18 protein-coding genes and 2 pseudogenes are annotated in these 23,973 nt (G+C 70.6%); 11 read left to right on the top strand and 9 right to left on the bottom strand.

Translation table 11 applies throughout. The features are described from left to right. The 3 genes and pseudogenes from D7Y13_RS47130 to D7Y13_RS16935 form a co-directional block, all read left to right on the top strand. A pseudogene (locus tag D7Y13_RS47130) lies at nt 1-127 on the top strand (heparin lyase I family protein); the annotation flags it as partial. A gap of 2,275 nt (nt 128-2,402) precedes the next feature. Then, complete coding sequence (locus D7Y13_RS16940; protein ID WP_120534884.1) at nt 2,403-3,416, top strand: hypothetical protein; 1,014 nt, start codon at nt 2,403-2,405, stop codon at nt 3,414-3,416. 141 nt (nt 3,417-3,557) lie between these two features. Next, nucleotides 3,558-4,781 carry a trigger factor gene (locus D7Y13_RS16935; protein WP_120584540.1) on the top strand — a complete coding sequence of 408 codons (1,224 nt, stop codon included), beginning with the start codon at nt 3,558-3,560 and terminating at the stop codon, nt 4,779-4,781. A gap of 27 nt (nt 4,782-4,808) precedes the next feature. Here the strand turns inward: D7Y13_RS16935 and D7Y13_RS16930 are convergent, their stop codons facing one another. Further along, complete coding sequence (locus tag D7Y13_RS16930) at nt 4,809-5,303, bottom strand: hypothetical protein (RefSeq protein WP_147444376.1); 495 nt, start codon at nt 5,301-5,303, stop codon at nt 4,809-4,811. A gap of 211 nt (nt 5,304-5,514) precedes the next feature. Here D7Y13_RS16930 and ppk1 point away from each other — a divergent pair, with 211 nt between their 5' ends. Continuing rightward, the gene (gene ppk1, locus D7Y13_RS16925; RefSeq protein WP_120584538.1) at nt 5,515-7,686 is read left to right on the top strand and encodes a polyphosphate kinase 1; all 2,172 of its coding nucleotides are present in this window, start codon (nt 5,515-5,517) and stop codon (nt 7,684-7,686) included. 18 nt (nt 7,687-7,704) lie between these two features. Here ppk1 and D7Y13_RS16920 read toward each other — a convergent pair whose 3' ends face one another. The 4 genes from D7Y13_RS16920 to D7Y13_RS16905 form a co-directional block, all read right to left on the bottom strand. Continuing rightward, the gene (locus tag D7Y13_RS16920; protein WP_120534888.1) at nt 7,705-8,289 is read right to left on the bottom strand and encodes a hypothetical protein; all 585 of its coding nucleotides are present in this window, start codon (nt 8,287-8,289) and stop codon (nt 7,705-7,707) included. 125 nt (nt 8,290-8,414) lie between these two features. Beyond that, nucleotides 8,415-9,557 (bottom strand): App1 family protein phosphatidate phosphatase, encoded by a 1,143-nt coding sequence (locus D7Y13_RS16915; RefSeq protein WP_120584536.1) that lies wholly within the window; start codon nt 9,555-9,557, stop codon nt 8,415-8,417. A 33-nt stretch (nt 9,558-9,590) separates the two neighbouring features. Further along, a complete protein-coding gene (locus tag D7Y13_RS16910) occupies nt 9,591-11,441 on the bottom strand; it encodes a glycoside hydrolase family 15 protein (protein ID WP_120534890.1) in 1,851 nt (616 codons plus the stop codon). Next, nucleotides 11,438-12,535 carry a glucose 1-dehydrogenase gene (locus D7Y13_RS16905; RefSeq protein ID WP_120534891.1) on the bottom strand — a complete coding sequence of 366 codons (1,098 nt, stop codon included), beginning with the start codon at nt 12,533-12,535 and terminating at the stop codon, nt 11,438-11,440. Before D7Y13_RS16905 ends, D7Y13_RS16910 begins: the two co-directional genes overlap by 4 nt. A 212-nt stretch (nt 12,536-12,747) precedes the next feature. Between D7Y13_RS16905 and D7Y13_RS16900 the strand changes: the two genes are divergently transcribed. The 4 genes from D7Y13_RS16900 (at nt 12,748) to D7Y13_RS16885 (ending at nt 16,200) form a co-directional block, all read left to right on the top strand. Further along, a complete protein-coding gene (locus tag D7Y13_RS16900; protein WP_120534892.1) occupies nt 12,748-13,290 on the top strand; it encodes a hypothetical protein in 543 nt (180 codons plus the stop codon). Nucleotides 13,291-13,422: 132 nt separating this feature from the next. Then, on the top strand, nt 13,423-14,343 hold the full coding sequence (locus D7Y13_RS16895; protein ID WP_120534893.1) for an ABC transporter ATP-binding protein: 921 nt from the start codon (nt 13,423-13,425) through the stop codon (nt 14,341-14,343). 10 nt (nt 14,344-14,353) lie between these two features. Continuing rightward, complete coding sequence (locus tag D7Y13_RS16890; protein WP_120534894.1) at nt 14,354-15,112, top strand: ABC transporter permease; 759 nt, start codon at nt 14,354-14,356, stop codon at nt 15,110-15,112. Between the two features lie 77 nt (nt 15,113-15,189). Continuing rightward, on the top strand, nt 15,190-16,200 hold the full coding sequence (locus tag D7Y13_RS16885; RefSeq protein WP_120534895.1) for an ABC transporter substrate-binding protein: 1,011 nt from the start codon (nt 15,190-15,192) through the stop codon (nt 16,198-16,200). A 38-nt stretch (nt 16,201-16,238) separates the two neighbouring features. Here D7Y13_RS16885 and D7Y13_RS16880 read toward each other — a convergent pair whose 3' ends face one another. Continuing rightward, the gene (locus D7Y13_RS16880; protein ID WP_147444375.1) at nt 16,239-16,643 is read right to left on the bottom strand and encodes a hypothetical protein; all 405 of its coding nucleotides are present in this window, start codon (nt 16,641-16,643) and stop codon (nt 16,239-16,241) included. A 264-nt stretch (nt 16,644-16,907) separates the two neighbouring features. Between D7Y13_RS16880 and D7Y13_RS16875 the strand changes: the two genes are divergently transcribed. Then, on the top strand, nt 16,908-17,894 hold the full coding sequence (locus D7Y13_RS16875; RefSeq protein WP_120534897.1) for an NYN domain-containing protein: 987 nt from the start codon (nt 16,908-16,910) through the stop codon (nt 17,892-17,894). A 67-nt stretch (nt 17,895-17,961) separates the two neighbouring features. Here the strand turns inward: D7Y13_RS16875 and D7Y13_RS16870 are convergent, their stop codons facing one another. Further along, complete coding sequence (locus D7Y13_RS16870; RefSeq protein ID WP_120534898.1) at nt 17,962-20,001, bottom strand: PilZ domain-containing protein; 2,040 nt, start codon at nt 19,999-20,001, stop codon at nt 17,962-17,964. Between the two features lie 457 nt (nt 20,002-20,458). Between D7Y13_RS16870 and D7Y13_RS16865 the strand changes: the two genes are divergently transcribed. Both D7Y13_RS16865 and D7Y13_RS16860 read left to right on the top strand, forming a co-directional pair. Continuing rightward, nucleotides 20,459-20,932 (top strand): YkgJ family cysteine cluster protein, encoded by a 474-nt coding sequence (locus D7Y13_RS16865; RefSeq protein WP_120584535.1) that lies wholly within the window; start codon nt 20,459-20,461, stop codon nt 20,930-20,932. 101 nt (nt 20,933-21,033) lie between these two features. After that, nucleotides 21,034-21,753 carry a hypothetical protein gene (locus D7Y13_RS16860; RefSeq protein WP_233595717.1) on the top strand — a complete coding sequence of 240 codons (720 nt, stop codon included), beginning with the start codon at nt 21,034-21,036 and terminating at the stop codon, nt 21,751-21,753. A 3-nt stretch (nt 21,754-21,756) separates the two neighbouring features. Here D7Y13_RS16860 and D7Y13_RS16855 read toward each other — a convergent pair whose 3' ends face one another. Both D7Y13_RS16855 and D7Y13_RS16850 read right to left on the bottom strand, forming a co-directional pair. Next, on the bottom strand, nt 21,757-23,652 hold the full coding sequence (locus D7Y13_RS16855) for a ribonuclease R family protein (RefSeq protein ID WP_120584542.1): 1,896 nt from the start codon (nt 23,650-23,652) through the stop codon (nt 21,757-21,759). A 35-nt stretch (nt 23,653-23,687) separates the two neighbouring features. After that, nucleotides 23,688-23,973 (bottom strand): annotated as a pseudogene (locus D7Y13_RS16850) (hypothetical protein); the annotation flags it as partial.

Below are 23,973 nucleotides of genomic sequence, written 5' to 3'. Positions count from 1 at the left end.
CAAGCAGACGAAGGAGGCCGTCGGCTCCGAGTACTGGTACCGCTGGAGCAACCGCTTCCCGTCGGACTTCCCCAGCGCCAAGACGTGGCAGCTCTTCACCCAGTGGCACCACGACGGCTGCTGCGGCATCGCCGTGGACGGGTGTGGCGGCACGCTGCACTGCGGCCCGTGCGCGGAGGGACAGGCCTGCGGCGGGGGCGGCGTGCCCAACGTCTGCGGCCCCGCGCCGTGCACCCCCTCCACCTGCGAAGCCCTGGGGGCCACCTGCGGCGCCGTCCCGGATGGCTGTGGCGGCACCCTTTCGTGCGGCACGTGCGCGGCCCCGGAGGTCTGCGGCGGAAGCGGCGTGCCCCATGTCTGTGCACCGCCGGCGTGTGTCCCCACCCCCTGCGAGGCCCTGGGCAAGGACTGCGGCCAGGTGGCGGACGGCTGCGGCGGCGTCCTGGAGTGCGGCGCCTGCGGACCGGAGGAGACATGCGGCGGGGGCGGCGCCGCCAACGTGTGCGGCCACGCCGCGTGCACGCCCGCCACCTGCGAGGCCCTGGGCAAGGACTGCGGCCCGGTGTCCGACGGCTGCGGCGGCGTCCTGGAGTGCGGCGCGTGCGGGCCGGGACTCGCGTGCGGCGGAAGCGGCGTGGCCAACGTCTGCGGACAGGCCGCGTGCCTGGCCGCCACCTGCGCCGTGCTGGGCCGGGACTGTGGCGAGGTGCTGGACGGCTGCGGCGGCGTCCTGGAGTGCGGCGCGTGCACGGCGGAGGCGACGTGCGGCGGCGCGGGGAAGGCCAATGTCTGCGGCCCCGGCACCTGCGTGCCCGTCACCTGCGAGGCCCTGGGCCGGAATTGCGGCCGCGTGTCCGACGGCTGCGGCGCGGTGCTGGAGTGCGGCGGCTGCACCGCGCCGGAGACGTGCGGCGGCGCGGGCGTGGACAACGTGTGCGGGAGGGCCGCGTGCACGCCGGCCACCTGCGCCTCGCTGGGCAAGGACTGCGGCACCGTGGCGGACGGCTGCGGCGGCACCCTGTCGTGCGGCGCATGTCCGGACGGCAGCCGGTGCGGCGGGGGCGGCACCCCCAACGTGTGCGGGGCGGCCGCGTGCAGGCCCGAAACCTGTCAGGTGCTCGGCAAGACGTGCGGCACGGTGGCGGACGGCTGCGGCGGCACCCTGTCGTGTGGAAGCTGCACCGCGCCGGAGACATGCGGCGGCACGGGCGTCCCCAACGTGTGCGCCACCTCCAATCCCGTGTGCGCGGACCGGGACCTGGGCAGCGCCCTCCCCGCCACGGTGCGGGGCTCCACCGTGGAGGCCAACGACGACCACGCCGCCTCATGCGGGGGCGCGGGGGCACCGGACCGGGGCTACCTGTGGACGGCGCCCCGGACGGACACCTTCACCTTCGACACGGCCCGTTCGGCGGTGCGCTCCATCCTCGCGGTGTACGCGGGCGGCTGCGGCGGCGCGGAGCTGGCGTGCGCCACGGGCGGCATCAGCTACGGCGGCGGCGCGCGGGTGGCGGTGCCGCTGACGAAGGGGCAGCAGGTCCTGGTGACGGTGGACGCGGCGGCCGGAGGGCCGTTCACCCAGGGCTTCTTCGAGCTGCACATCGACGCGCTGCGCGCCAGCGAGGCCGGCGCCTGCTTCGACGACATGGACAACGACGGCGACCGCTGGGTGGACTGCGCGGACACCGAGTGCCGTGAAGAGCCCGGCTGCAAGGGCCAGGGCTGCGCGCACCACGACCTGGGCAGCGCGCTGCCCGTCACCTTCCAGGGGGAGACCGCGGGCTCGGGCGACGGCTTCCAGGGCACCTGCGGCGCGCTGCTCCAGCAGGACCGGGCCCACCTGTGGACGGCGCCCCGGGCCGGCACCTACGTCTTTGACACCTCGCCCGGCGACGACGCGAACGCCGCCGGCAACGCCCTCTACGTCCTCACCGGCTGCCGGGGCGTGGAGCTGGGCTGCGCCTCCCACCCCCGCCCCACCGCGAAGAGCGCCCCGGCGCTGAAGCTCACCCTGGCCCAGGGCCAGACGGTGCTGGTGGTGGTGGACGGCATGACCCACCCGGAGAAGGACACCCCCATCCGCTACACCCTCCACATCACGGAGGCGTCCGACTCCGAGGCCGGCCACTGCCAGGACGGCGCGGACAACGACGCGGACGGCGCGACGGACGGCGCCGACCGGGACTGCCGCTGACGCATCGGGTCAATGATGTGTGGGGCAAGCTCCTGATGTGCATGTCCGGGACCGACCCGGGCGCACATTTCCTGATGACGCACAACCACATTCCCGGGCTTTGTGGGGGTGCTACGCAACTGATCGTGGGTGGAGGCGATAATCCCCGCACAGCAGTCATCGCTTTTCCAAATCCCATTTCCTCGAATCTCCACGAGGGAGCCCGCAAATGAGCCTCATCGACAGCGCCCGCCGCACCGTCAGCAACACCATCCGCCAGGTGAAGCAGGACCCCATCAAGGCGGCGAAGGACATCGGGACGCAGGCGAAGAAGGGCTACGACACCTTCACGAAGGTGAAGACGGCCGTGAAGGACGGCTTCGACAACGTCAAGAGCCTGAAGACGGACGGCTTCAAGGCGACGCTGAAGGGCAACGTCGACAAGCTGGTGTCCAAGGCGACCGACCCGAAGACGAAGCTCGACCTGAAGGGCAAGCTCGGCATCGCGGGCAAGGCGCTCGGCACGCTGACCAGCGCCGCGAAGCTCGTGGGCCAGACGGGCACGGCCATCAGCGACGTTCGCAACGCGGTGCGCAGCGGCAGCAGCGAGGACTGGAACAAGGCGCTCGGCTCCGTCGCCACCGCCGGCAAGGGCGCGGTCAGCACCGTCAAGGGCGGGCTGGAGATCGCCCGTGACGTGCAGAAGTTCGGCAGCTCCTACAAGGCCGCCAGCAGCGCCTTCAAGGCCGCCGTCCCGAACGCGGGCCCCAAGCTGGCGCGTGCCGCCGCGGGCGCCGCCGCCAAGGCCGCCTTCGAGGGTGGCACCAGCCAGGCCATCAAGAGTGGCGTGCGCACCGCGGTGAGCGCGGCCGTGAAGGAGAGCGGCGTCGCCGCCAAGGTCATCACCGGCACGGCTTCCCGCGCCGCCGCCCGCGCCGCGCTGACGGAGGGTGGCAAGGCCGCCGCCAAGGCCGGTGCGACCGCCGCCGCCAAGGCCGCGGGTGGGACGCTGGCCAAGGCCGCCGGCCGCTTCGCGCCGGGTGCCAACATCGCCATCGCCGCCTTCGACACGGCCAACGCGGTCTCCACCGTGCGTGACCCGAACGCCAGCACCACCAAGAAGGTCACGAGCGTCATCACCGCCGTGGGCTCCATCGCCGCCGCCACCAACATCCCGGTGGTCAGCCAGGTGGGCGCCGCCGTCTCCGCCGTCTCCAGCTTCGTCGGCGGCCTGTTCGGGTAGTCGTCGTACCCGGTCCGACCCCCGGACAGTTCGTCCGGGGTTGTCACCGGAGGCCGGTTTTCTGCTAGGCACCACCGGGTGAGACGCGCTCGTTTCAATCCCATCTGGGACCACGGTCGCTATCTGCCAGGAGGCCCACCGGTGGCCAGCAAGAAGACCCCTTCCGAGAAGTCGCCGGGCGCCAAGGCGTCCGGTCCTGCCTCCTCCACGAAGTCGCAGGGCGCCAAGGCGTCCGCCTCCTCCACCCCGGCGAAGAAGCCGGCGGGTTCCACCAGCAAGCCTCCGGAGCCCCTCGCCTCCCCGGCGCAGGCCCCCGTGCAGCAGCTGGTGCAGCGCCTGCCGGTCGCCCCCGGCCTGGGCCACCAGGCGGACCTGCCGGAGGTGAAGGCCCCCTCGCTGGAGAACCTGGACGTCCGGGTTCCCGCGGGCGAGGACCTCACGGAAGAGGACCTGCTGGAGCGCTTCCATGAGCTGGCGCGGGCCAAGGCGGAGGTCCGTCAGCGCGCCGAGGGTGAAGCGCTGGCCATGGGCGACGACGTGCAGCTGGACATCCTGGGCTACGCCAACGGCCGGCTCATCCCGCTGAGCACGCGCATGGGCTACTGGATGGAGCTGGCGCCCCAGCTGATGCTGCCCGGCTTCTCGGAGGTCATCGCCGAGGCCAGCGTGGGCGACAGCGTGGAGGTGGGCCTCATCCTGCCGGACGACTACCCGGCGGAGCAGCTTCGCGGCATGCCGGCGCGCTTCCTGGTGGACGTGAAGGCCGCGCGCGAGGTGCGCATGCCCGACACGGAGTCGGACGCGTTCCTCCAGCAGCTGGGCCGGGGCGCCACGCACGAGGAGGTCATGGGCTCCATCGTGGAGGAGATGGAAGGCGAGATGGCCGACCTGCTCTGGGTGGACGCACGCAACCTGGTGCTGGACACGGTGGTGTCGCGCACGGAGGTGCAGGTGCCCAAGGCGCTGGTGGACGAGGAGATCCGCCGCCGCTGGCTGCAGATGGAGGGTGAGACGCTGGCCCAGAAGTTCTTCAGCCTGGAAGAGCAGCAGGAAGCGCTGGACGGCTGGCTGCACCACCCGGGCATCCGCGAGGACGTGGAGCGCCGGCTGAAGATCGCCCTGGTGCTGCGCGCCATCGCCCAGCGGGACAAGCTGCAGCTGACGCCGCAGGTCGCGCTGGAGCTGCTCAAGGAGTCCTCGGAGCCCTTCGGCATCAGCGAGGCCCAGCTTCGCGAGTCGATGATCGACCCCGCGGCCTCCGCGCAGATGATGGACGTGGCGTGGCACCTGCTCGCGGTGGAGCACGTGATGACGCTGGCGAAGGTGACCTTCGAAGGCGCCGACGCAGGGCTCGCGCAGGGCTGAGCCCGAACAGACCGCCTGCCCCTCCGGCTACTCCTGGATGGGGGCGGGCGTTCCCTGCCCCGGCGCGACGAAGGCGCCGGTGGTCGGGTCTACCTGCCAGGCGGAGTACTGGTGGGCGAGCACGTCGCGCACCTGCCCCTCCTCGTAGCAGACGGAGTAGACGACGAAGACGTCGTTGCGGAAGTTGGGGCGGCCGTAGCGGTAGCAGTCCTGGTCGCCCTTCTTCTGGAGCGTGAGCGGATAGCCCAGCAGGCCCTTCACCTCCTGGCTGGACATGCCCGCGCGCACCACCTTGATGCCGTGCGGCGTAATGACGGAGAAGGTCGTTCCGTTGGTGCGCCAAAGAAAAAAGAAGCCCACGGCCAGGAACAGGGGCACCGCGGCGGCCACGAACCACGTGAAGCTGAAGCGGCCCAGCTTCTTCTGATGTCCTTCACGGAAGGCGGAGAAGAGGGCGTCCGGGGACGTGTCCACCGGGGCATCACCGGGGACGACTCGCAGGGGGCTGTCAGGGGCGCTCACGCCTTCTGAATGCCGCCCGCGCTCCCCGGATGCAAGGGGATGCAAGAAAGCCCACACCGCTCCCGCCTCACCGGTCGCTGCCGGGGTCGGGCGGGGTGGGATATGCCCGGATGTCCGGTTCCTGGCCAGGCGTGCGAGTTCACAATCGAGCCGGTTCGGGACTGCTAGAGGGCACATCCTGAGTGCGGGTCTGCTCGAGGAGTCACACGTCATGGCGAAGCGCGCCGCCGCGAAAAGTGTCACCCAGAAGGTCCTGGAGCGGGACGCGGTTCCGCCAGGGACGGAGGTGACGGACAGCGACCTGTTCTTCAACCGTGAGCTGTCGTGGCTCGCGTTCAACGACCGGGTGCTGCAACTGGCGGAGGCGCCGGAAGTGCAGCTCATGGAGCGGCTGAAGTTCATCTCCATCTACGCGCGCAACCTGGACGAGTTCTTCATGATCCGCGTGGCGCGGCTGCACGAGCAGATCGCCGCGCGCGTGGGGCGGCTGGTGCCGGACGGCGCGTCCCCGGGCGACACGCTGGACAAGCTGCACACGGGCATCCTGGAGCAGGGCCGCCGCCACGCGGACTGCTTCGAGAAGGTGCTCCGGCCCGCGCTGTCGGAGAAGGGCCTGCGCATCCTGTCCATGAAGGAATTGGACGCGGATCAGCGCGCGCAGTTGGATCAGCGCTTCCGCGAGCAGATCTTCCCGGTGCTCACGCCGCTGGCCATCGGGCTGGGGCGGCACTTCCCGTACATCTCCAACCTGTCCCTGAGCCTCGCGGTGCTGCTGCGCGACCCGGTGGCGGAGGAGGAGAGCGTGGCGCGGGTGAAGGTGCCCAAGGAGATCTTGCCGCGCTTCGTGCCGCTCAAGGGCGGTCCGGGTTCGTTCTTCGTGCCGCTGGAGGAGATCATCGCCCAGCACCTGGGGGACCTGTTCCCGGGGATGGAGGTGCTCAACTGGAGCCTGTTCCGCGTGACGCGCGACGCGGACTTCACCGTGTCCGAGGATGCGGAGGACCTGCTCAAGGCGGTGGAGACGGAGCTCTCCCAGCGCCGCTTCGGGGACGTCATCCGCCTGGAGGTGCAGGCGGGGATGAGCGCGAAGCTGCTGGAGCCGCTGGTGGAGGCGCTGTCCCTGGAGCCCCGGCAGGTCTACGAGGAGCACGGCCTGCTGGACCTGGCGGACGTGATGTCGCTGGCCATGACGCCGGGCTTCACGGAGCAGCGCGACCCGCCGTGGACGCCGGTGACGCAGGCCCGTCTGCGCACGGACAACGAGTCCCCGGACGGCGGGGGCACGGTGATGTCCGCGATGCGCCGGGGGGACCTGCTGGTGCACCACCCCTACGAATCCTTCACCACGTCGGTGGAGCGCTTCGTGAGCGAGGCGGTGGAGGACCCGGACGTGCTGGCGCTGAAGCAGACGGTGTACCGCACGTCGGACAGCTCACCGCTGGTGCCCGCGCTCATCCGCGCGACGGAGCACGGCAAGCAGGCGGTGTGCATGGTGGAGCTGAAGGCGCGCTTCGATGAGCGCACCAACATCCGCTGGGCGAACGCGCTGGAAGAGGCGGGCGTGCACGTGGTGTATGGGATTCCCAGCCTGAAGACCCACGCGAAGGCCATCCTCATCGTGCGGCGCGAGGGCGAGCGGGTGCGGCACTACGTGCACATCGGCACGGGCAATTACAACCCGAAGACGGCGCGGCTCTACACGGACCTGGGGCTGTTCACGACCGACCCCGACATTGGCGCGGACGTGGCGGATGTCTTCAACTTCCTGACGGGCTTTGGCCGGCCGCGCTCCTTCCGCAAGCTGTTGGTGGCGCCGCTCACCATGCGCGAAGGGCTGATGGAGGAGATCAAGAAGACCATCGCGGCGCACACGCCGGAGACGCCGTCGCGCATCCTGATGAAGATGAACGCGCTGGTGGACCCCGGCATCATCCGGGGGCTGTACGACGCGTCGCGCGCGGGGGTGAAGGTGGAGCTGAACGTGCGCGGCATCTGCTGCCTCAGGCCAGGGGTGCCGGGCGTGTCGGAGCACATCCGGGTGGTGTCCAACCTGGGCCGCTTCCTGGAGCACCCGCGCATCTATTCGTTCGAGCGGGGCGCGACGTCGCGTTGCTACATCGGGTCCGCGGACATGATGCCGCGCAACCTGGACCACCGCGTGGAGATATTGGCGCCGGTGGAGGAGCCGTCGTTGAGCGCCCAGGTGCGCGACGTGGTGGAGCGCTGCATGGTGGACACCAGCGGCTCCTGGGAGCTGGCCTCGGACGGAACGTGGCGCCGGCGCACTCCGCCGGCCACCGGAGACAAGCGCTCCGCCCAGGGCGAGCTGATGGAGCGCGCCATCCGGATGGTCCACATGCAGAGTGGCCGTCCGGTGGCGTGAGGTCCTGACCGCGACGGCTCAGGTCTCGTGGTTCACGAGGTTGAACACGGCCACGCGGTGCGACTGGGGGAACAGCACGATGAACAGGTGGTTCCAGTCGTGCGCGCCCGCGGCCACCAGGTACGACGCGTAGTAGTAGGCGATCTGCACCTGCTCCGTGCCGTTGCCCAGCTCCGTCAACAGGTGCGGGTCCAACGCGTCGAAGAAGAAGAGCTGCTGCGACATCGTGCTGAACGGCACGTTGCCCTGGAAGCGGAACGGGATGCGGTCGTCCTGCCGCAGCGCGAACACCGACTCCACCGCGTCCGCCACCGTGGGCGCCTGCGTGGACGTCCACGGGAAGCTGTAGACCTCCAGCGTGCCGTCACACCAGTTGTTGTACGTGTCGCACTCCTCGTTGCCCGCCTCCATGTCGGACTCGAGCAGCGCCGTCGGGCCCTCGTACTCCAGTTCAATCTGGCTCAGCCGCGACGCCACCGAGCGCACCGACTGCGTGGCCTCCGGCGTCGGCGTGGGCTCCTCCGTCGGGGCAGGCGGCGCGTTGCACGCACCCAACCACAGCGCGGAAGCCAGCACGGACAACTGCACCCGGTGTCGAAGCATGGTCACATCCTTGAGCGGTGAAACGAGGGGAGCCCCGCTCTGCCACACCCCCGTCCCCACCCTCAAGCGACAACACCCGCGTGACGCCTCCGTGACGCTTGCCATCACGGAGTGACTGGAAATCTTCAGCCCCGGTCGCCCAGCGCACCTCGCGCGGCGTCCTCGCGGCGGTGTGCCTCCACCTCCGGCACCTCCTCCCAGCGGATCCACCCGGCCCGGGCCGCGTGCCTCGCCGCGGCCACCGTGTCATCCACCACCACCAATTCGCTGCCGTTGGCGCGGATGTCCTCCGCGATGCTCGCCATCTCCGCGCCGCGCTTGGAGCGCCCCGGCACGTTGCGGATGTAGACGCAGCGGATGCGGCCGGGGAACTCGCGCACGATGGTGCGGTAGTGCTCCGCGTCCTCCTGCCCGCTGTCCCCAATCAACACGAACGGCAGATGCGACAGCGTCTCCAGCACGCCGCGAATCTTGTCCAGCTTGTGCCCGTGGCCCCCGCCCGGCGCGAAGCCATGGCGCGACAGGCCCCAGTCGCGCAGCAGCAGCGGACCAATGGGGATGCGGTGGATGGAGAGGAACTCGTCCAGGTGCTCGTAGAGGTTCCACGGGCTGCTGGAGACGTAGAAGATGGGGTTGTCCGCCGTGCCGCTCGCGCCGGCCTGGAGCGCCGCGTAGAAGGCATCCACGCCCGGGAACGGCAGCCGCCCCCGGTGCTCCGTGAGGAACAGCGCCCACGCACGCTTGAGCGGATCCGTCACCCCCGTGGCGATGACCGTGTCGTCGATGTCGCTGATGACGCCCAGCTCCGCGCTCGCCCCCGCCACCCGCACCGGCGCCGACACGCGCTGGACCCCTTCCGGCTCCGGTGACAGCAGCTCCAATTCCACCATGTGCCAGCCCGAGCGCACCCCCGACGGCGGCGGCACCCACAGCTCCAGGAAGCCCTCCTCGTCCGTCGTGCCCTCCCAGTGCTTGTCCCCCCAGCGCACCGCCACGTGCGCGCTGGCGATCTCCCGCGTCATGTAGCGCTTGTAGGACGCGACGGCGCTGCTCAAGAGCGTGTGCCGCTGGCGCGAGGGCTTCACCTTGCGCTCCTCCAGCACGCGCGCCTTGATGACCACGCGCTCCGGGGTGCCGTAGCCCCGGTACGGCAGGATGCGCAGCGGCGGGGCGATGCCCAGCCCCTTGCGCACGCGGCGGCTGAGCACGTCGTAGTGGGCATCCGCCTTCACGGCGAAGCGGAACAGCAGCGGGTACAGGTCGGACATGGCGGGTGCCCGCACTCTAACAGTCTCCTTGCGTCAATCGTGGCGTCCCAACGTCCTGTCCAGGTTGTACGCGGCGCTGATGAGCGACAGGTGCGTGAGCGCCTGCGGGAAGTTGCCCAGCGCCTCGCCCGACATGCCCGTCTGCTCCGCGTAGAGCCCCAGGTGGTTCGCGTAGCCCTGCATCCGCTCGAAGATGAGCCGCGCCTCGTCCAGCAGGTCCGGCCGGGCCGCGCTCGCGCGCGTCATCGCCTCCACCAGCCAGAAGCTGCACAGGTTGAAGGTGCCTTCGCTGCCTTCAATCCCATCCAGCTTCGCGTCCGCCTCGTAGCGGAACACCAGCCCGTCCGACGTGAGGCCGCCCTCGCGCGGCGGCTTGCGGATGAGGTCCAGCGTGGAGAGCATCCGCGGATCCACCGGCGACAGGAAGAACACCAGCGGCATCAGGAGGTTCGCCGCGTCCAGCGCTTCATGCCCGTAGGCCTGGATGAAGGCACCCTTCTGCGCGCACCAGCCCTTCTCCATGATCTCCTCGAAGATGGTGTCGCGCGTGGTCAGCCACTTCGCGCGGTCCGCGGGCAGGCTGCGCTTGTCCGCCAGCCGGATGGCCCGGTCCACCGCCACCCAGCACATCAGCTTCGAATAGACGAAGTGCCGGCGCGAGCCGCGGATCTCCCAGATGCCCTCGTCCTGCATCCGCCAGTTCTCGCAGACCCAATCCACCAGCCGGCGCAGGTGCCGCCAGAAGTCATAGGAGATGGGCGCCGCGTACTTGTTGGACAGGTACACGGAGTCCATCAGCTCGCCGTAGATGTCCAACTGGAGCTGCTTCGACGCCATGTTGCCAATGCGCACCGGCTTCGCGCCGCCGTAGCCGGCCAGGTGCTCCAGCTCCTCTTCCTTCGGCACCGGGGTGCCGTCCAGACAGAACATCAGCGGCAGCGGCCCATCCCCGGACTCCGCGCACCGCGCCTCCACCCAGCGCATGAACGCGGCGGCCTCCTCGTCGAAGCCGATGCGCATGAACGCGTAGACGGTGAAGGCCGCGTCCCTCAACCAGCAGAAGCGGTAGTCCCAGTTGCGCGTGCCCCCCGGGGACTCCGGCAGGCTGCACGTGGGCGCCGCGACGATGGCGCCCGACGGCTCGAACGTCATCAGCTTCAGGGCCAGCGCCGAGCGCTGCACCATCTCCCGCCACCGCCCCGTGTACTTGCACTTGGACAACCAGTGGCGCCAGTAGTCCACCGTGTCCCGGAAGAGCTTCTCCGCGGAGTCGTGCGTGTGCAGGTGGTGGTGGCAGCCCTCCACCCCGCCCTCGCGCAGGGTGAAGACCGCGGACTCGCTCTCCTTCAGCGTGAAGTGCGCGACGACGCCCCGGCCCTCCTGCTTCAGCTTCACGGGCGTGACCAGCTGCATGCTCAGGCCCTTGGACACGAAGGCCGCGCCGCCGTTCACCACGTGCGTCTCATGTTCGTCCCGCGCGTAGTTGAACGCCGGGAAGCACTCCATGCGGAAGGACATCTGCCCGCGCACCACGCGGATGCGGCGCAGGACCTCACGCCCCTCCGCCCTCGCGCCCTTGCCCAGGGGCATCAGGTCGATGAGCTCCCCCACGCCATCCGGCGTGTAGAAGCGCGTCACCAGCACGTTGGTGTCCGGCCAGTAGAACTGGCGCTTCATCACCCCGTCCGGCTCCGGCGACACGCGCCAGTACCCGCCCTTCTCCGGGTCCACCAGCGCCGCGAAGACACTGGGGCTGTCGAAGTGCGGGTAGCACATCCAGTCGATGGTGCCCTCATGGCCCACCAGCGCCACGGTGCGCAGGTCTCCGATGACGCCATGGTCCTCGATGGCCACGCCACCCTTCAGGTCCAAATTGGGATTCACCGGGCATGCTCCTGGAACGTGATGACGTGTTTGATGCCGCCCTTGGCCTCCACCACCTTCGCGAACTCCGACGGCGGATGGCGCTGGGTGATGAGCTGCTCCAGCTTCCCCGGCCAGCGCGCGCGGAAGCGGGCCAGGTCCTCCAGCGCCGCGCTGAAGTCACTGTCCGACGCGTTCACCGTGCCGAACATCACCCGGTTGCCCAGCACCAACTGCCCCAGCACCTCGTCGCCATGCAGCTCCAGCGGCTCCTCGCGCCCGGGCACGCCGGTGAAGATGAGCACGCCGTTCTCCTCCAGCACCTTGAGCGAATCGAAGGCCACCTTCGAAGCACCCGTCGCCTCGTAGATGATGTCCACGCCGCCCCCCAGCCGCTGCTTCAGCGCCTCCACCGTGACCTCCTTGGAGGACACATACGGAACGCCCATGGACTCGGAGGCGGCGGCCTTCTCGTTCGGCTTGGGGCTGCGCGAATAGACCGTCGTCTCGTAACCCGCGCGCATCAGCGCCATCGCGCCCAGCTGCGCCACCGGCCCCGCGCCCAGCACCAGCGCCTTGCCCGGCGTGGGCTTCCAGGGCAGCCGCGACTGGATGTGCACCAGCTCGCGCAGGCCCTTCTCCGCGATGGTGAGCGGCTCGGTGAGCACCGCCACGCCGCGCAGTTCATCCTCCGCGCGGTGCAGGTACGCCGCGTCCTCCACGAAGAACTCCGCGCAGAAGCCGTGCGCGCCCTGGATGCCGCGCTCCGTGTAGTCGCCCGTCACGCAGAAGTCCGGATGGCCGTGGCGGCACGCCGGGCAGCGCGTGTGCGGACACGGCCTGCGCACGCGCGGCACCACCAGGTCCCCCACCTTCAGGCCCTGCACGTGCGCGCCCACCTCCACCACCTCGCCCACGCACTCGTGGCCCAGGATGAGGTGGTCCTCGCCCTGGGGCGCCACGCCGTGGTCGCCCTTGAGGATCTCCTGGTCGGTGCCGCAGACGCCCACCTCCAGCGTGCGCACCTTGACCTCGGTGGGGGAGTGCAGACGCGGCTCGGGAACGTCGAGGACCCGCACCTCGCGCGAGGGGAACGTGATGGCCACGGCCTTCATGGGCGGCTGACTCCTTTGGGGACGTGCGGTGTCCCTGGACAAGGGGTGCGGACCCCCGACCCAGGTCGCAAGTGCTTTTCCACCGTCCCGGCCATCTCCACCCGGGCCCCGGCGCTGAACACCCCGCGCCGCCTGCCTGCCTGGAGGGCGACGCTTCCGGGCGCGCGAAAGCACTGCCCCCCGGGACTCCCGCGGGTCTATAGACGCAGGCCGTGCGTGCGCCCCCCTACCGTCGCAGTCGCGCCACCGCCATCGGTGCCACGGCCTTCCTGATGCTCGCCCTGCCCTTCCTGGTGCTGGGGGTGTTCTTCCTCGGCCAGATGGCGCGCATGGACCTGCGGTGCGAACCCCAGGCCCCGTGCGTCCTCACCCGCTCCAGTTGGCTGGGCCAGGAGGAGGTCGGCCGCTACGCGCCCCAGGACATCCTCGGCGTGAAGGTGGACCGCAGCCGCAGCCGGCGCAGCGGCGCCGCGCCCATCTTCCGGCCCCAGTTGGAGACGGCCTCCGGCCCCCAGCCGCTCGCCTTCCAGTGGACGGAGGATGAGGCGGAGGCCACCGCCTTCGCCCAGGGCGTCCAGCGCTACCTGGCGGGTCCCCGCACGGACGCCCTCGCGGTGTTCCGGGATGACCGCAAGGCGTCGCTGCGCGTGGGCGGGGCCTTCACCGGCGTGGGCCTGCTGGTGCTCGCCGTGAGCCTCTGGCTGCTCTCCCGCACCCTGGCCCATCGCAAGGCGGAACGCGCGGCCCTCCCCTAGCGGGACCGCCCTCCCCCGGAAGCAGGCTGCCAGGCGACGCGGCTGGCCCCACCTGTCCTACAGTGGAAGGCGCCTGCCCGCTTCCGGTGACGCGCCTATGCGACCCCGGGGCAGATGAATAGGTTGTGGCGAATGGTGCGACGCCTCATCGAGCGGTTGCGTGGCTTGCGCAAGGTGGCTCCCCGCCTGCTGCGGCCGGCCAACGTGAACGCGGACCGGGCGAAGATCTCCATTGCCCAGTTGGGTCACCAGTTCTCCAACAAGGTCGTCGCGCTCCAGGACGTGAACCTCAACGTCCGCTCGGGCGAGTTCGTCTGCCTGCTCGGCCCCTCCGGCTGCGGCAAGTCCACCCTGCTCTACGCGCTGGCGGGCCACGTGGCGCCCACCGGCGGCACGGTGTCCATCGACGGCAAGGCCATCCAGGGCCCGGGGCCGGACCGGCTCTTGATGTTCCAGGAGGCCGCGCTGTTCCCCTGGCTCACCGTGCGCGGCAACATCACCTTCGCGCTGGGGGCCCGGGGCGTGCCCCGCTCCGAGCGCCGCGAGCGCGCCGACACCTTCATCCAGCGCGTGCGCCTGGAGGGCTTCGCGGACTCGCTGCCGCACGAGCTGTCCGGCGGCATGAAGATGCGCGCCAGCCTGGCCCGCGCGCTCGCGGTGGACCCCACCGTGCTGCTGATGGACGAGCCCTTCGGCGCGCTGGACGCCCAGACGCGCGTGCACATGCAGGAGATGCTTCAGGCCATCTGGCTGCGCTCCGGCAAGACGGTGGTGTTCGTCACCCACGACGTGCAGGAGGCCCTGATGCTGGGCACCCGCGTGGTGCTGATGGCGCCCCGCCCCGGCCGCGTGGTGGAGGACCTGGAGATCCACCTGCCCATGCCCCGCTCGCTGGAGGACCCGTCACTGGATTCCATGGCCCGCGACATCCGCCACCGGCTGCGCGCCGTGGAGGGCTCACCGTTGGAAGCCCAGCGCCTGGAGCCGGTGCCGCCCCGCCGCACGAAGACCCCCTCCAGCCTGCCGCGTCCCAGTGCCGTGACCGGCCGGTGAGGTATCCGCCATGCTGAAGTGGGTGCAGAAGCTGGGGATGATCGCGCTGCTGTTCGCCCTCTGGGAGGGCCTGACCCGCGCGGGCGTGTGGAACAAGCACCTGTTCCCCGGCCCGCTGGAGGTGGTGGAGACGCTCATCGCCATGGTCGGCGACGGCCGGATGGGCGGCGCGACGGCGCGCTCGCTGGGGCGGCTGTTTCGCGCCTACCTGATGTCGGTGGCCATGGGCGTGCCGCTGGGGTTGCTCATCGCGCGGCTGGCCTTCTTCCGCAACGCGGTGAAGCCCGTGGTGATGGGCCTGCAGGCGCTGCCCTCCATCTGCTGGCTGCCGCTGGCCCTCTTGTGGTTCGGCCTCAACGACAGCGCCATCCTCTTCGTGGTGGTGATGGGCAGCGTGCTGGGCATCTCCATCGCCACCGAGGACGCGGTCAACGGCCTGGACCCGCAGCTGGCGCGCGTGGCGCGGACATTGGGCGTGCGCGGCCTGCGCTTCTACTTCGGCGTGCTCCTGCCCGGCGCCCTGCCCGGCATCGTCACCGGCCTGAAGCTGGGGTGGAGCTTCGCGTGGCGCGCGCTGCTCGCGGGTGAGCTGCTCTTCGTCTCCGGCGGCCTGGGCCAGCTGCTCACCATGGGCCGCGAGTTGATGGACGTGTCGCAGGTGATGGCGGTGATGCTGGCCATCATCCTCATCGGCATCACCGTGGACCGCGTCCTCTTCCAGACGGTGGAGACGCGGTTGCGGCGCCGGTGGGGTCTGACGTCCACCTGAGCCCGGTGTGAGCCCCACGACGCTTCTCCCTCAAGGGCATTGATACCGGGCACGGTTTGCCCGCTAGCGTGACGGCAATGCCTTCCGCGCGCCCGATGAAACACCTTCTTGTCCTCTGCGCCGTCCTGACCGGCATCGCCTCCTGCAAGAGCGACACGCCCACGGGCGCCAACGCCCCCCTGCGCGTGGCCTTCTTCCCCAACATCACGCACGCGCAGGCGCTGGTGGCGAACTCCGAGGGGCTCTTCGGCTCGCAGCCCGGCATGGGCCGCGTGGAGGTGCGCCAGTTCAACGCGGGCCCCGCCGCCATGGAGGCGCTGGTCGCGGGCTCCGTGGACGTGGCCTACGTGGGGCCCGGGCCCGCCATCAACACGTACCTCAAGGCCGGCCGGGAGCTGCGCATCATCGCGGGCGCGGTGAACGGCGGCGCGGTGCTGGTGGTGAAGAACGCGAAGACGGCCGCGGAGCTCAAGGGCAAGAAGCTGGCGACGCCGCAGCTGGGCAACACCCAGGACATCGCCCTGCGCACCTGGCTCAAGGGCCAGAAGCTCAGCATCTCCACGGACGCGGGCGGCGACGTGCAGGTGATTCCCATCAGCAACCCGGACATCCTGGGCCAGTACCTCCAGGGCGCCATCGAGGGGGCCTGGGTCCCGGAGCCCTGGGGCGCGCGCATGCTGGCCGAAGGAGGAGGCCACATCCTGGTGGATGAGCGCGACCTGTGGCCGGGCAAGCGCTTCCCCACCACGGTCGTCGTGACGACGAAGAAGGTGCTGGAGACGCAGCGCTCGCGCATCGCCGCGCTCCTTCGCACGCACGTCAGGCTCACCGAGCGCTGGCGCGCGGACCCGGCCGCCTTCGCCACGTCCGCCAACGCCGCCTTCGGCCAGCTCACCCAGAAGCCCCTGCCGGCGCCGGTGCTCCAGGACGCCTTCTCCCGCCTGGAGCCCAGCCTGGACCCGGTGCCCGCCGCGCTCGCGACATCCGCCCGTCACGCGAAGGAGCTGGGCTTCATTCCCAGCGACGACATCGCGGGACTGGTGGACCTGAGCGTGCTGGACGAGGTGCGCGGCGCGAAGGCGAACTGAGGGCCCGTGCCCGCGGCCCGCCTTCCACGGGCGCGCTGTTACTGCTTCTCACCATCCAGGGAGAGGGCCACGTTGTTGGTCTTTCCCTCCACCTGGTAGACGGCCACGACCTCCTGGCCCTTCTGCGGCAGCTTGTTGATCTGCAGCGCGCTCATGTCCAGCGGCACCACCGGCCCCGACACGTCCCGCACGAACAGCATCAGCCCGTCCCGCTTCACCACCGGCCCCGTCACCTGACGCATCCGGTCCACGTCGGGAGTGATTTGCCGCATGGAGAGGTTCTGGGTGAGTCGCGAGGGGGTGGTGTCCGGGACGGTGCCCACCGCGTTGGAGGGGCTGGTGCTGGCCGGCTCGGTGTATTCGTGCGAGCCCAAATCCTGGGCCCTGCCCACGTTGGGTGGTTCCGTCAGGCCCACGGCCGGGGCCAGCAACAGGCCGAGCATGGGCGCGCTCCACAGCACTGCTCGCCATCCTCTGGGGAATCTGCGCATCATCGTGACACCTCCGTGGCGTGGGAGCACTGCTCCCTGGCTCACCCGTGAACGTAGGGTGGGAGGCGCTGAATGTTCAGCGGCAGAACACGGGCCGTGCCCGTGGGAGCGGCAACACAGTAGGGTGGAGCGCGCACGGGCCAACAACCCCTCGCGGATTGCCCCCTGCCTGTCTTTTCTCGCGCCGCGTGAGCGCGGCAAAAATACGAGGCACCTTTGGCTGGACGTACCGACGAGCAGCACCGCATCGCCCTCTTCATCGACTTCGAGAACCTGGTCACCAACACCGGGATCAGCTCCAACAACTTCGACCTCCAGCCCGCGCTGGACCAGCTGCTGGAGCAGGGCAAGGTCGTCTTCCGCCGCGCCTACTGCGACTGGTCGCGCTTCGCGGACGCGAAGGTGCGCCTGCACGACGTGGGCGTGGAGCTGGTGGACGTGCCCCCCTCCACCCGCGCTGGCAAGAACAGCGCGGACATGCGCCTGGTCATCGACGCGCTGGAGCTGTGCTACGCGCGCGAGCAGATCGACACCTTCGTCATCGGCTCTGGCGACAGCGACTTCTGCCCGCTGGCGTACAAGCTGCGTGAGAACGGCCGCACCGTCATCGGGCTGGCGGTGAAGGAAGCCAGCTCCCGCATGTTCGTGAACGCGTGCGACCAGTTCATCTACATGCGGCCCAAGTCCCACGGTGGGAAGGACAAGGACCACGGCGGCAAGGGCAAGGGCGACAAGGACGAGGGCCGCGGCAAGCGCGGCGGCAAGGGTGGCAAGGACGAGGGCAAGGGCCACAAGGCCGAGGCCTCCGCCAAGGAAGGCCACGAGGGCAAGGGCGGCAAGCACAAGTCGGAGGTGCCGGCCATCGCTCGCGAGGTCGTGCAGAGCCTGCTGCGCCGTGCCACGGGCCCGCTCAACCCGTCGCTCATCAAGGAGACCATCGTCCGCAAGGAGCCCGACTTCGACGAGCGCGACCACGGCTTCTCCACCTTCGCGCGCCTGCTGGAGGCGCTGGAGCAGGAGGGCCTGTTGCGCCGCATCCAGCAGGGCCGCCAGGGCTACGTCGTGGGCCCGGACACGGACCTGCCGGCCGCGGAGGCCACCAAGAGCGGCGGCAAGGGCCGCAACGCCAAGGCCCCGGCCCCGGTGGAGGAAGAGGACGAGGAGCTGGAGTCCTACCCGGACCCGGACGACGAAGGGCTCTAAAGCCCCGACCGCCGCGGGCCGGGGCACACCCGGCCCGCCGTGCGGTGAAGCGTGAAGCCGGGGCCCATCACGACGCGCGAGGCGTGGTGGACTCGCACAGGTGCTCCAGGAACTCCGGCAGCAGTCGGGCGGACATCACCCACAGCTTGCCCTCGCCCAGGTCCGCCAGGGACACGCGCTCCGCGTACTCCACGCACGCACCCTCCACGTAGTGGACGAACACCTTGCGGTCGCGAGCGCGGTACCACTCCGCCGCGCGGCCCAGGAGCGCCACGAACGCGTCCTGCACCTCCGGGCGCGCGTCGTCCTCCAGCGGCACCAGGCGCACGCCGTCCAGCACGTTGAAGAGGTTGAGGCCCGGCTGCGCGGACTCGAACACCGCCAGCGCCACGGCCTTGCCCTCGTGACGGGCCACCACCAGCTCGCGCTCGCGGGACAGGCCCGCTTCACCCCAGCCGGTGCGCGTGGCGCTCAGGTCGAAGCGCTCCGGCACCAGGTCCAGCGCCTCGCGGTAGGCCTCCGGACGGGTGGTGGCCACCTTCTCGAAGAAGCGCGCGCGCTCCTCGGCGGTGGGCGCATCCAACTGGATGCCGGCGGGCGCGGGCCAGGTGCCGTCCACCTCGCCCTCCATGAGGCGGAAGGGCACGAGGCACGTCTGGCCGGTGTGCGCGTACCAGGTGGCGAAGTCGAACTTGGTGTAGCGCACCCAGCGCACGTTCGCCTCGCAGTAGGCGAAGAACCACTTCACCTCTGGATCCGCCTGCGTGGGCTCGTAGCCGCGCAGGTAGATGTCGCGCAGCGCCTCGCGCGCGGTGGAGCGGCTGTTGGCCGGCTGGTGCCGCGCCAGCTGGTGCGCCATCCAGCTTCCGGCGTAGGGCTTGAGCACGGACAGCGTCGCTTCCATGCCGTCCTCCGCGGGGCGCACCACGCGGTAGCCCAGGCGGGGATTCTCCTGGAGCTTGTCCTGCGTGGTGTCGAACTGTTCGCGCAGGCTGGTGAACTTCACCGGCTCCTTGCCCGGCAGGCGGAAGTAGCCGGAGCGCTCGAAGAGCTTCCAGGTGGAGTCGTTCCAGTCGCCTTCCACCTGGGTGGTGGGATGGGCCTGGGCCTCCACCAGCGCGCGCCACGCGCGGGCGCCCTCGGCGTCCAGCGGACGGACGCACACGCCACACCGGCGGCCGTTGGGCGTGCTGGAGATGTTGCGCACCTCCGCGCGCAGGCGCACCGGGGCGTGGCCGTCCAGCGCCACCTCCACCACCGGCAGGCGCAGGCCCGGGTACATCAGGTCCTCGCCGGGCTCGGTGAGGAAGGACAGGCCCTCGTAGGAGACGTCGAGCAGGCCACGGCTCACATGCACCTGGGGCCAGAGCGGGTGGTCGAAGTCCAGCGTGCACGAGGGGCTGGCTTGCGTGCGGCGCAGCCAGCGGTGGCGGAAGCGCACGATGGACGTGGGCACCGGCATCACCAGCAGCTCGCCCTCCACGCGCGCGGCCTCTCCCTGCAGGTGCACCACGCTGCTGTAGCCGAAGGCCTCCACGGTGAAGGGGCCGGGGGGAAGCGCGCCGTGCAGACGCCAGCCGAACATGTCCTGCAGCGGTTCGAAGAAGGAGGCGGTGACCTCCACGCGCTGACCGTCCTGGCCGCGCAGCACGCCGCGAGCCTGGCGCGACGCGAGCGCTTCACAGATGCGCGCCACGCGGTCCGCGCGGTCGATCTGCTCGCGCCACACCGGCCGCGTCTCCGGCGCGAGCAACAGGCCGTTGTCGCGCAGCGACTCCAGGAGCCCCACGATGCGACGGCCCGCGTCCAGCGGCGGCGCGACGAAGCGCAGGCTGACTTCCGGCCGCGAGTCATTGACGCCGATGACCTCCGCGTCCAGCGCGGTGGCCCACCGTTCGCCTTCACCCACCACCACCGAAGCGGCCTGTCCCTTGCGGGGCACGGTGCGCGACTCCAGGTGCAGCGTGAGATGCTCCAGGGACAGCTGCACCAGACGCCCGGGCGAGAAGTGCGCGCCAAACGATGCCGCCGCGCTCAACTCCGTCCCCACCCGATATCCGAGAAGGGTTTCGCGGCCGGCCGGCGCGTCCTGAGTGTCCGTGTGCATTGGGGGCTCCCTCGATGTCCTACGAGGCATGATCCTACGACGTCCGAAGAAACTGTGCTCTCCCCAGTTACGGGTGACCCGGGGAACTCGGATTCCCACAGAGTGGAGATGATTCGCCCTGCATGCACTCGGTCTGGCGGGCCTTGTCACCAAGCGACCCTTGGACTGTCGCGGAGTGGCTTCTCACGGGTGGAGAATTTCTTCCACGGACAGACGCATGGCCTTCCAAGACGGGTGCATGCATGTCCCATCCTCGGGTCACGCGCTACCCACGAAAGGCAGCTCATTCTGATACACCGGACACCCCGGGCATGTCGCATGTCAGGTGGTGGGGGCGTCCCCTGCCTTGGAGGGCCGTGAGCCTTCGTGAAACACGTCCGGGATGACTCCCTCCCCTCTGAGCGGTTATGCCGGACGGACGTCTCCCGCCGGAAGCCGGGCCCCCTGAAACCGCGCCATGCCCCTGTCCACCCTCTGTCTCCACTGCGGCATGTGTTGCGACGGCACGCTCTTCACCCAGGTGCCGCTCCAACCCAACGAGTCGGGGGCCCTGACCCGACTTGGGCTGCCTCTCACCACGCGAGAAGACGGCGGCACCGTCCTGCCCCAGCCCTGCGCGGCGCTGGAGGGACGGCGCTGCACCGCCTATCTGGAGCGCCCGGAGGCCTGCCGCCGCTACCGCTGCCAGTTGCTGAACGCGCTGGCGGAAGGGGAGGTGTCCCTGGACGAGGCGAAGGGCGTGGTGGACGCCGCCCATGCGCGGGTGGAGGCCGTGGCCCGGGCGCTGGCTTCACCGCAAGGGGGGCCTGCTCCGATGCGACAGGCGCGGGCGGCGGCCTCCACGCTTCCGCCCGAGGCCCGCGAGGCGCTGACGCAGGCGGAGGCGTTCCTCGACCGGCACTTCCGGGGGCGCTTCCGCCGCTCGGGGTGAAGGCCGGTGTGTCCGGGCCGGGGCCGGCCCGCTAGCCTGTCCGCCTCCGTGCACTCCGGGCCCGCGTGCCCGGGGCCCTGCCTGACCCAAGGTTCGCTCCCGTGAAGACATCCCTGCTGGCCGTGCTGTCCTCCGCCGTGCTGCTCGCCGCTCCCGCGGGAGCCCAGGGCGATGCGCCCGTGAAATCCGCGAACGTGGACCTGGACGGTGACGGCAAGCCGGACGCGGTGTCGCTGACGCCGGGGGCGGACGGGAAGTTCACGTTGAAGGTCGGCGTGGCCACGGTGCAGGGCAACGCGGCCGGCAACGAGGTGAGCGGCTTCAGCGTGGTGGACCTGGACACGGGCGACAAATGGAAGGAGCTGCTCGTGCACTCCGTGGGCGACGTGGACGACGACCACCGCTTCTTCCTCTACGGCTACGACGGCAAGGGCGTGAAGCCGCTGGGCGACGTGCGGGCCCTCACGGAGGCGAAGGGCAACGGCATCGTCCTCGTGGACACGTGGATGGGCTTCTGGCACCGGCGGGACAAGTACGTGCTGGACCGCAAGGCGTGGAAGCTGAACCCCGTGCCGCAGGAGCTGTACGCGGTGGGCGTGGAGGCCACGGTGAAGAAGTCCTTCCCGCTGGCGCAGGCCCGCACCGGGTCCGCGGTGGTCGCCACCACGGCGCAGGGCTCCAAGGTGCAGGTGCTGGCCGCGAGCGTGCCGCCCAGGGGGGGCGACGTCTGGTACCTGGTGAAGTCCTCCAGCGGGCTGCTCGGGTGGGTGCGTGAAAAGGCCCTCATGGAGTCCACGGAGGGCCTGCCGCTCGCGGGCTGAGCGTCACTCCACCAGGGAGAACTCCACGCGGCCCAGCTGTTCGTCGGTGGAGACGACCTTGACCTTCACCGGCATGCCCACGGTGAAGGTCCGCCTGGCGCCCACCATGGAGAGCTCGCGCGCGTCCGGGCGGTAGGGGCCTCCGGCGAGTCCGTCCGCGGGCACCATGCCCTCCACCCACATGCCATCCAGCTGCGCGACGAGGCCAAAGGGCTTCACGCGCACGATGCGCGCCGGGAACTGCTGCCCGATGCGGGTGGCCATGAAGCGGGCCTCCAACTCGTGATGGCGGTCCACCTCCGCGCGGTTGGCGGAGCGGGCGCGCAGGTTGATGTGCTGGGAGAGCAGCTCGACCTCGGGATCCTCGTGCACGAAGTCACGGCGGCCCTGGAGGTACGCCTTGATGAGCCGGTGCACGGCGAGGTCCGCGTACCGGCGGATGGGGGACGTGAAGTGCAGGTACAGGGGCGCGGCGAGCCCGAAGTGGGGGCCGGGCTTCACGGTGTAGCGGGACGGGCCCAGCGAGCGGCGCAGCACGGAGCGCAGCGCGGCCTCCGCCTTCGCGCCGGAGATCTGCCGGTCGAACGCGGCCAGGGCCAGGGGCGTCAGCTGCGCGCCGAAGCCCGCCGCGAACCCCGAGTGCAGCGCGAACGCGTTCACGTCCGCCACGCGCTGGGGGTCCGGCTGTTCGTGCACGCGAAACACGGTGGGCACGCCGCGGGTCATCAGCCACATGGCGATGGCCTCGTTGGCGGCGACCATGAAGCGCTCAATCATCCCGTGCGCGGAGGTGTCCTTCTCCCCGGAGAGGCCGGACACGGCGCCGGTGGCGGTGTCGAAGGTGAAGCGCGCCTCGTCGCGGGACATGACCATGCCGCCCCGGGCCGCGCGGGACACGGCGAGGCGGGCCGCCGCCAGCCGGAACCAGGGCATGGCCTCGCGCACGGACTCCATGGCGGGGGACACGGTGCCGTCGTCGAGGAACTCCGCGACCTCGTCGTAGTTCAGCCGCGCCCAGGAGCGGATGAGGCTCTCATAGACGTCCGCGGAGGTGACGCGGCCGTCGGGGTCGATTCTCAGCTCCACGGTGAGGCAGTGGCGCTCCTGGTCGGGCACGAGGCTGAGCCAGTGGGAGGACAGCTCCTCCGGGAGCATGGGGAGCACGCGGCCGGCCAGGTACACGCTGGTGGCGCGGGCGCGGGCCTCCAGGTCCAGGGCGCTGCCCTCCTTCACGGACTCGCCGACATCCGCGATGGACACGAGCAGGCGCACGGCGCCGTCGGGGCCCGCGGGCAGCACGGAGATGGCGTCGTCGATGTCGCGGGTGGAGGGAGCGTCCACGGTGACGGTGGGGATGGCGCGAAGGTCGCGGCGGGTGCCCAGCGCGTGGGGAACCTCGCGGGCGCGGAGGGCCTCGGCGACGACCTCCTGCGGGAAGTCGCGGTGCAGGCCGTGGCGGGCGATGACGCGCTCCAGGGAGCGGTCGGCGCCGGGCTCCAGTTTGTAGAGCAGCACGACCTTGCCGTCCGCGATGCGGGCGACGACGGCGTCATTGGCTTGGACGGGGGTGGAGCCCGGGTCCAGGGGCCACTCGGTGTTGGAGACCTCCTTGTCGATGCGCAGGAAGAACGTGCCCCGGCGCGCCACGACCTCGCCGTAGACGACGGTGCGCGAGCGCTCCACCAGCGACAGGCCGGACGCGGTCCACCGGCCTTCGGCGGAGGACGTCACGGTGGCGGAGACGATGTCACCGGCGAAGAGGGGGTTCAGGTCCGGTGGCGTGATGAAGGCGGACAGCACCTCGGGGGCACCGGGCTTCTGCACGGTGAGGAAGCCGAAGCCACGGGGATGCACGTCGACGCGGCCAGTGACGGTGCGCGGGGAGGCGGAGGTGTCCATGTCGGCGCCGTGCTTATCCCACGTCGGGCCGGACGTCACTGGAAGCCGGGCGGCTTCTCGCTGTCTGTCTTCAACCGCGTGCCCGGGTTCAGCTCAAAGACAAGCCCGAACTGCCACAGGCTGATGCGCTCCAGGAAGAGGATGTTGTAGTAGTCCTGCCCCCGCACGTACCGCGCGAACACCCCGAAGCCCGACCCCCACCGGGGATTCGCCGCCAGCTCCACGCTCAGCGTGCTGCGCTGACCCGGCGTCTCCCCGAACGGATGCGACAGCGACCCTTCCAGCCGGAAGCGGTTCCCGTTCACCGCGCGCTCCCCCACC

The sequence above is a fragment of the Corallococcus praedator genome (assembly GCF_003612125.1).
In the GTDB taxonomy this organism is placed as follows: domain Bacteria; phylum Myxococcota; class Myxococcia; order Myxococcales; family Myxococcaceae; genus Corallococcus; species Corallococcus praedator.
Note: the sequence above shows the minus strand (reverse complement) of the source record. Positions and strands in the feature narration are given on the sequence as shown.

What these genes read in the sequence shown, in the direction of transcription:
- D7Y13_RS16940 (WP_120534884.1), top strand. Translation starts at nt 2,403, where the DNA reads ATGAGCCTCATCGACAGCGCCCGCCGCACCGTCAGCAACACCATCCGC.
- ppk1 (WP_120584538.1), top strand. Translation starts at nt 5,515, where the DNA reads ATGGCGAAGCGCGCCGCCGCGAAAAGTGTCACCCAGAAGGTCCTGGAG.
- D7Y13_RS16920 (WP_120534888.1), bottom strand. Translation starts at nt 8,289, where the DNA reads ATGCTTCGACACCGGGTGCAGTTGTCCGTGCTGGCTTCCGCGCTGTGG.
- D7Y13_RS16915 (WP_120584536.1), bottom strand. Translation starts at nt 9,557, where the DNA reads ATGTCCGACCTGTACCCGCTGCTGTTCCGCTTCGCCGTGAAGGCGGAT.
- D7Y13_RS16905 (WP_120534891.1), bottom strand. Translation starts at nt 12,535, where the DNA reads ATGAAGGCCGTGGCCATCACGTTCCCCTCGCGCGAGGTGCGGGTCCTC.
- D7Y13_RS16895 (WP_120534893.1), top strand. Translation starts at nt 13,423, where the DNA reads ATGGTGCGACGCCTCATCGAGCGGTTGCGTGGCTTGCGCAAGGTGGCT.
- D7Y13_RS16890 (WP_120534894.1), top strand. Translation starts at nt 14,354, where the DNA reads ATGCTGAAGTGGGTGCAGAAGCTGGGGATGATCGCGCTGCTGTTCGCC.
- D7Y13_RS16885 (WP_120534895.1), top strand. Translation starts at nt 15,190, where the DNA reads ATGCCTTCCGCGCGCCCGATGAAACACCTTCTTGTCCTCTGCGCCGTC.
- D7Y13_RS16880 (WP_147444375.1), bottom strand. Translation starts at nt 16,643, where the DNA reads ATGCTCGGCCTGTTGCTGGCCCCGGCCGTGGGCCTGACGGAACCACCC.
- D7Y13_RS16870 (WP_120534898.1), bottom strand. Translation starts at nt 20,001, where the DNA reads ATGCACACGGACACTCAGGACGCGCCGGCCGGCCGCGAAACCCTTCTC.
- D7Y13_RS16865 (WP_120584535.1), top strand. Translation starts at nt 20,459, where the DNA reads ATGCCCCTGTCCACCCTCTGTCTCCACTGCGGCATGTGTTGCGACGGC.
- D7Y13_RS16855 (WP_120584542.1), bottom strand. Translation starts at nt 23,652, where the DNA reads ATGGACACCTCCGCCTCCCCGCGCACCGTCACTGGCCGCGTCGACGTG.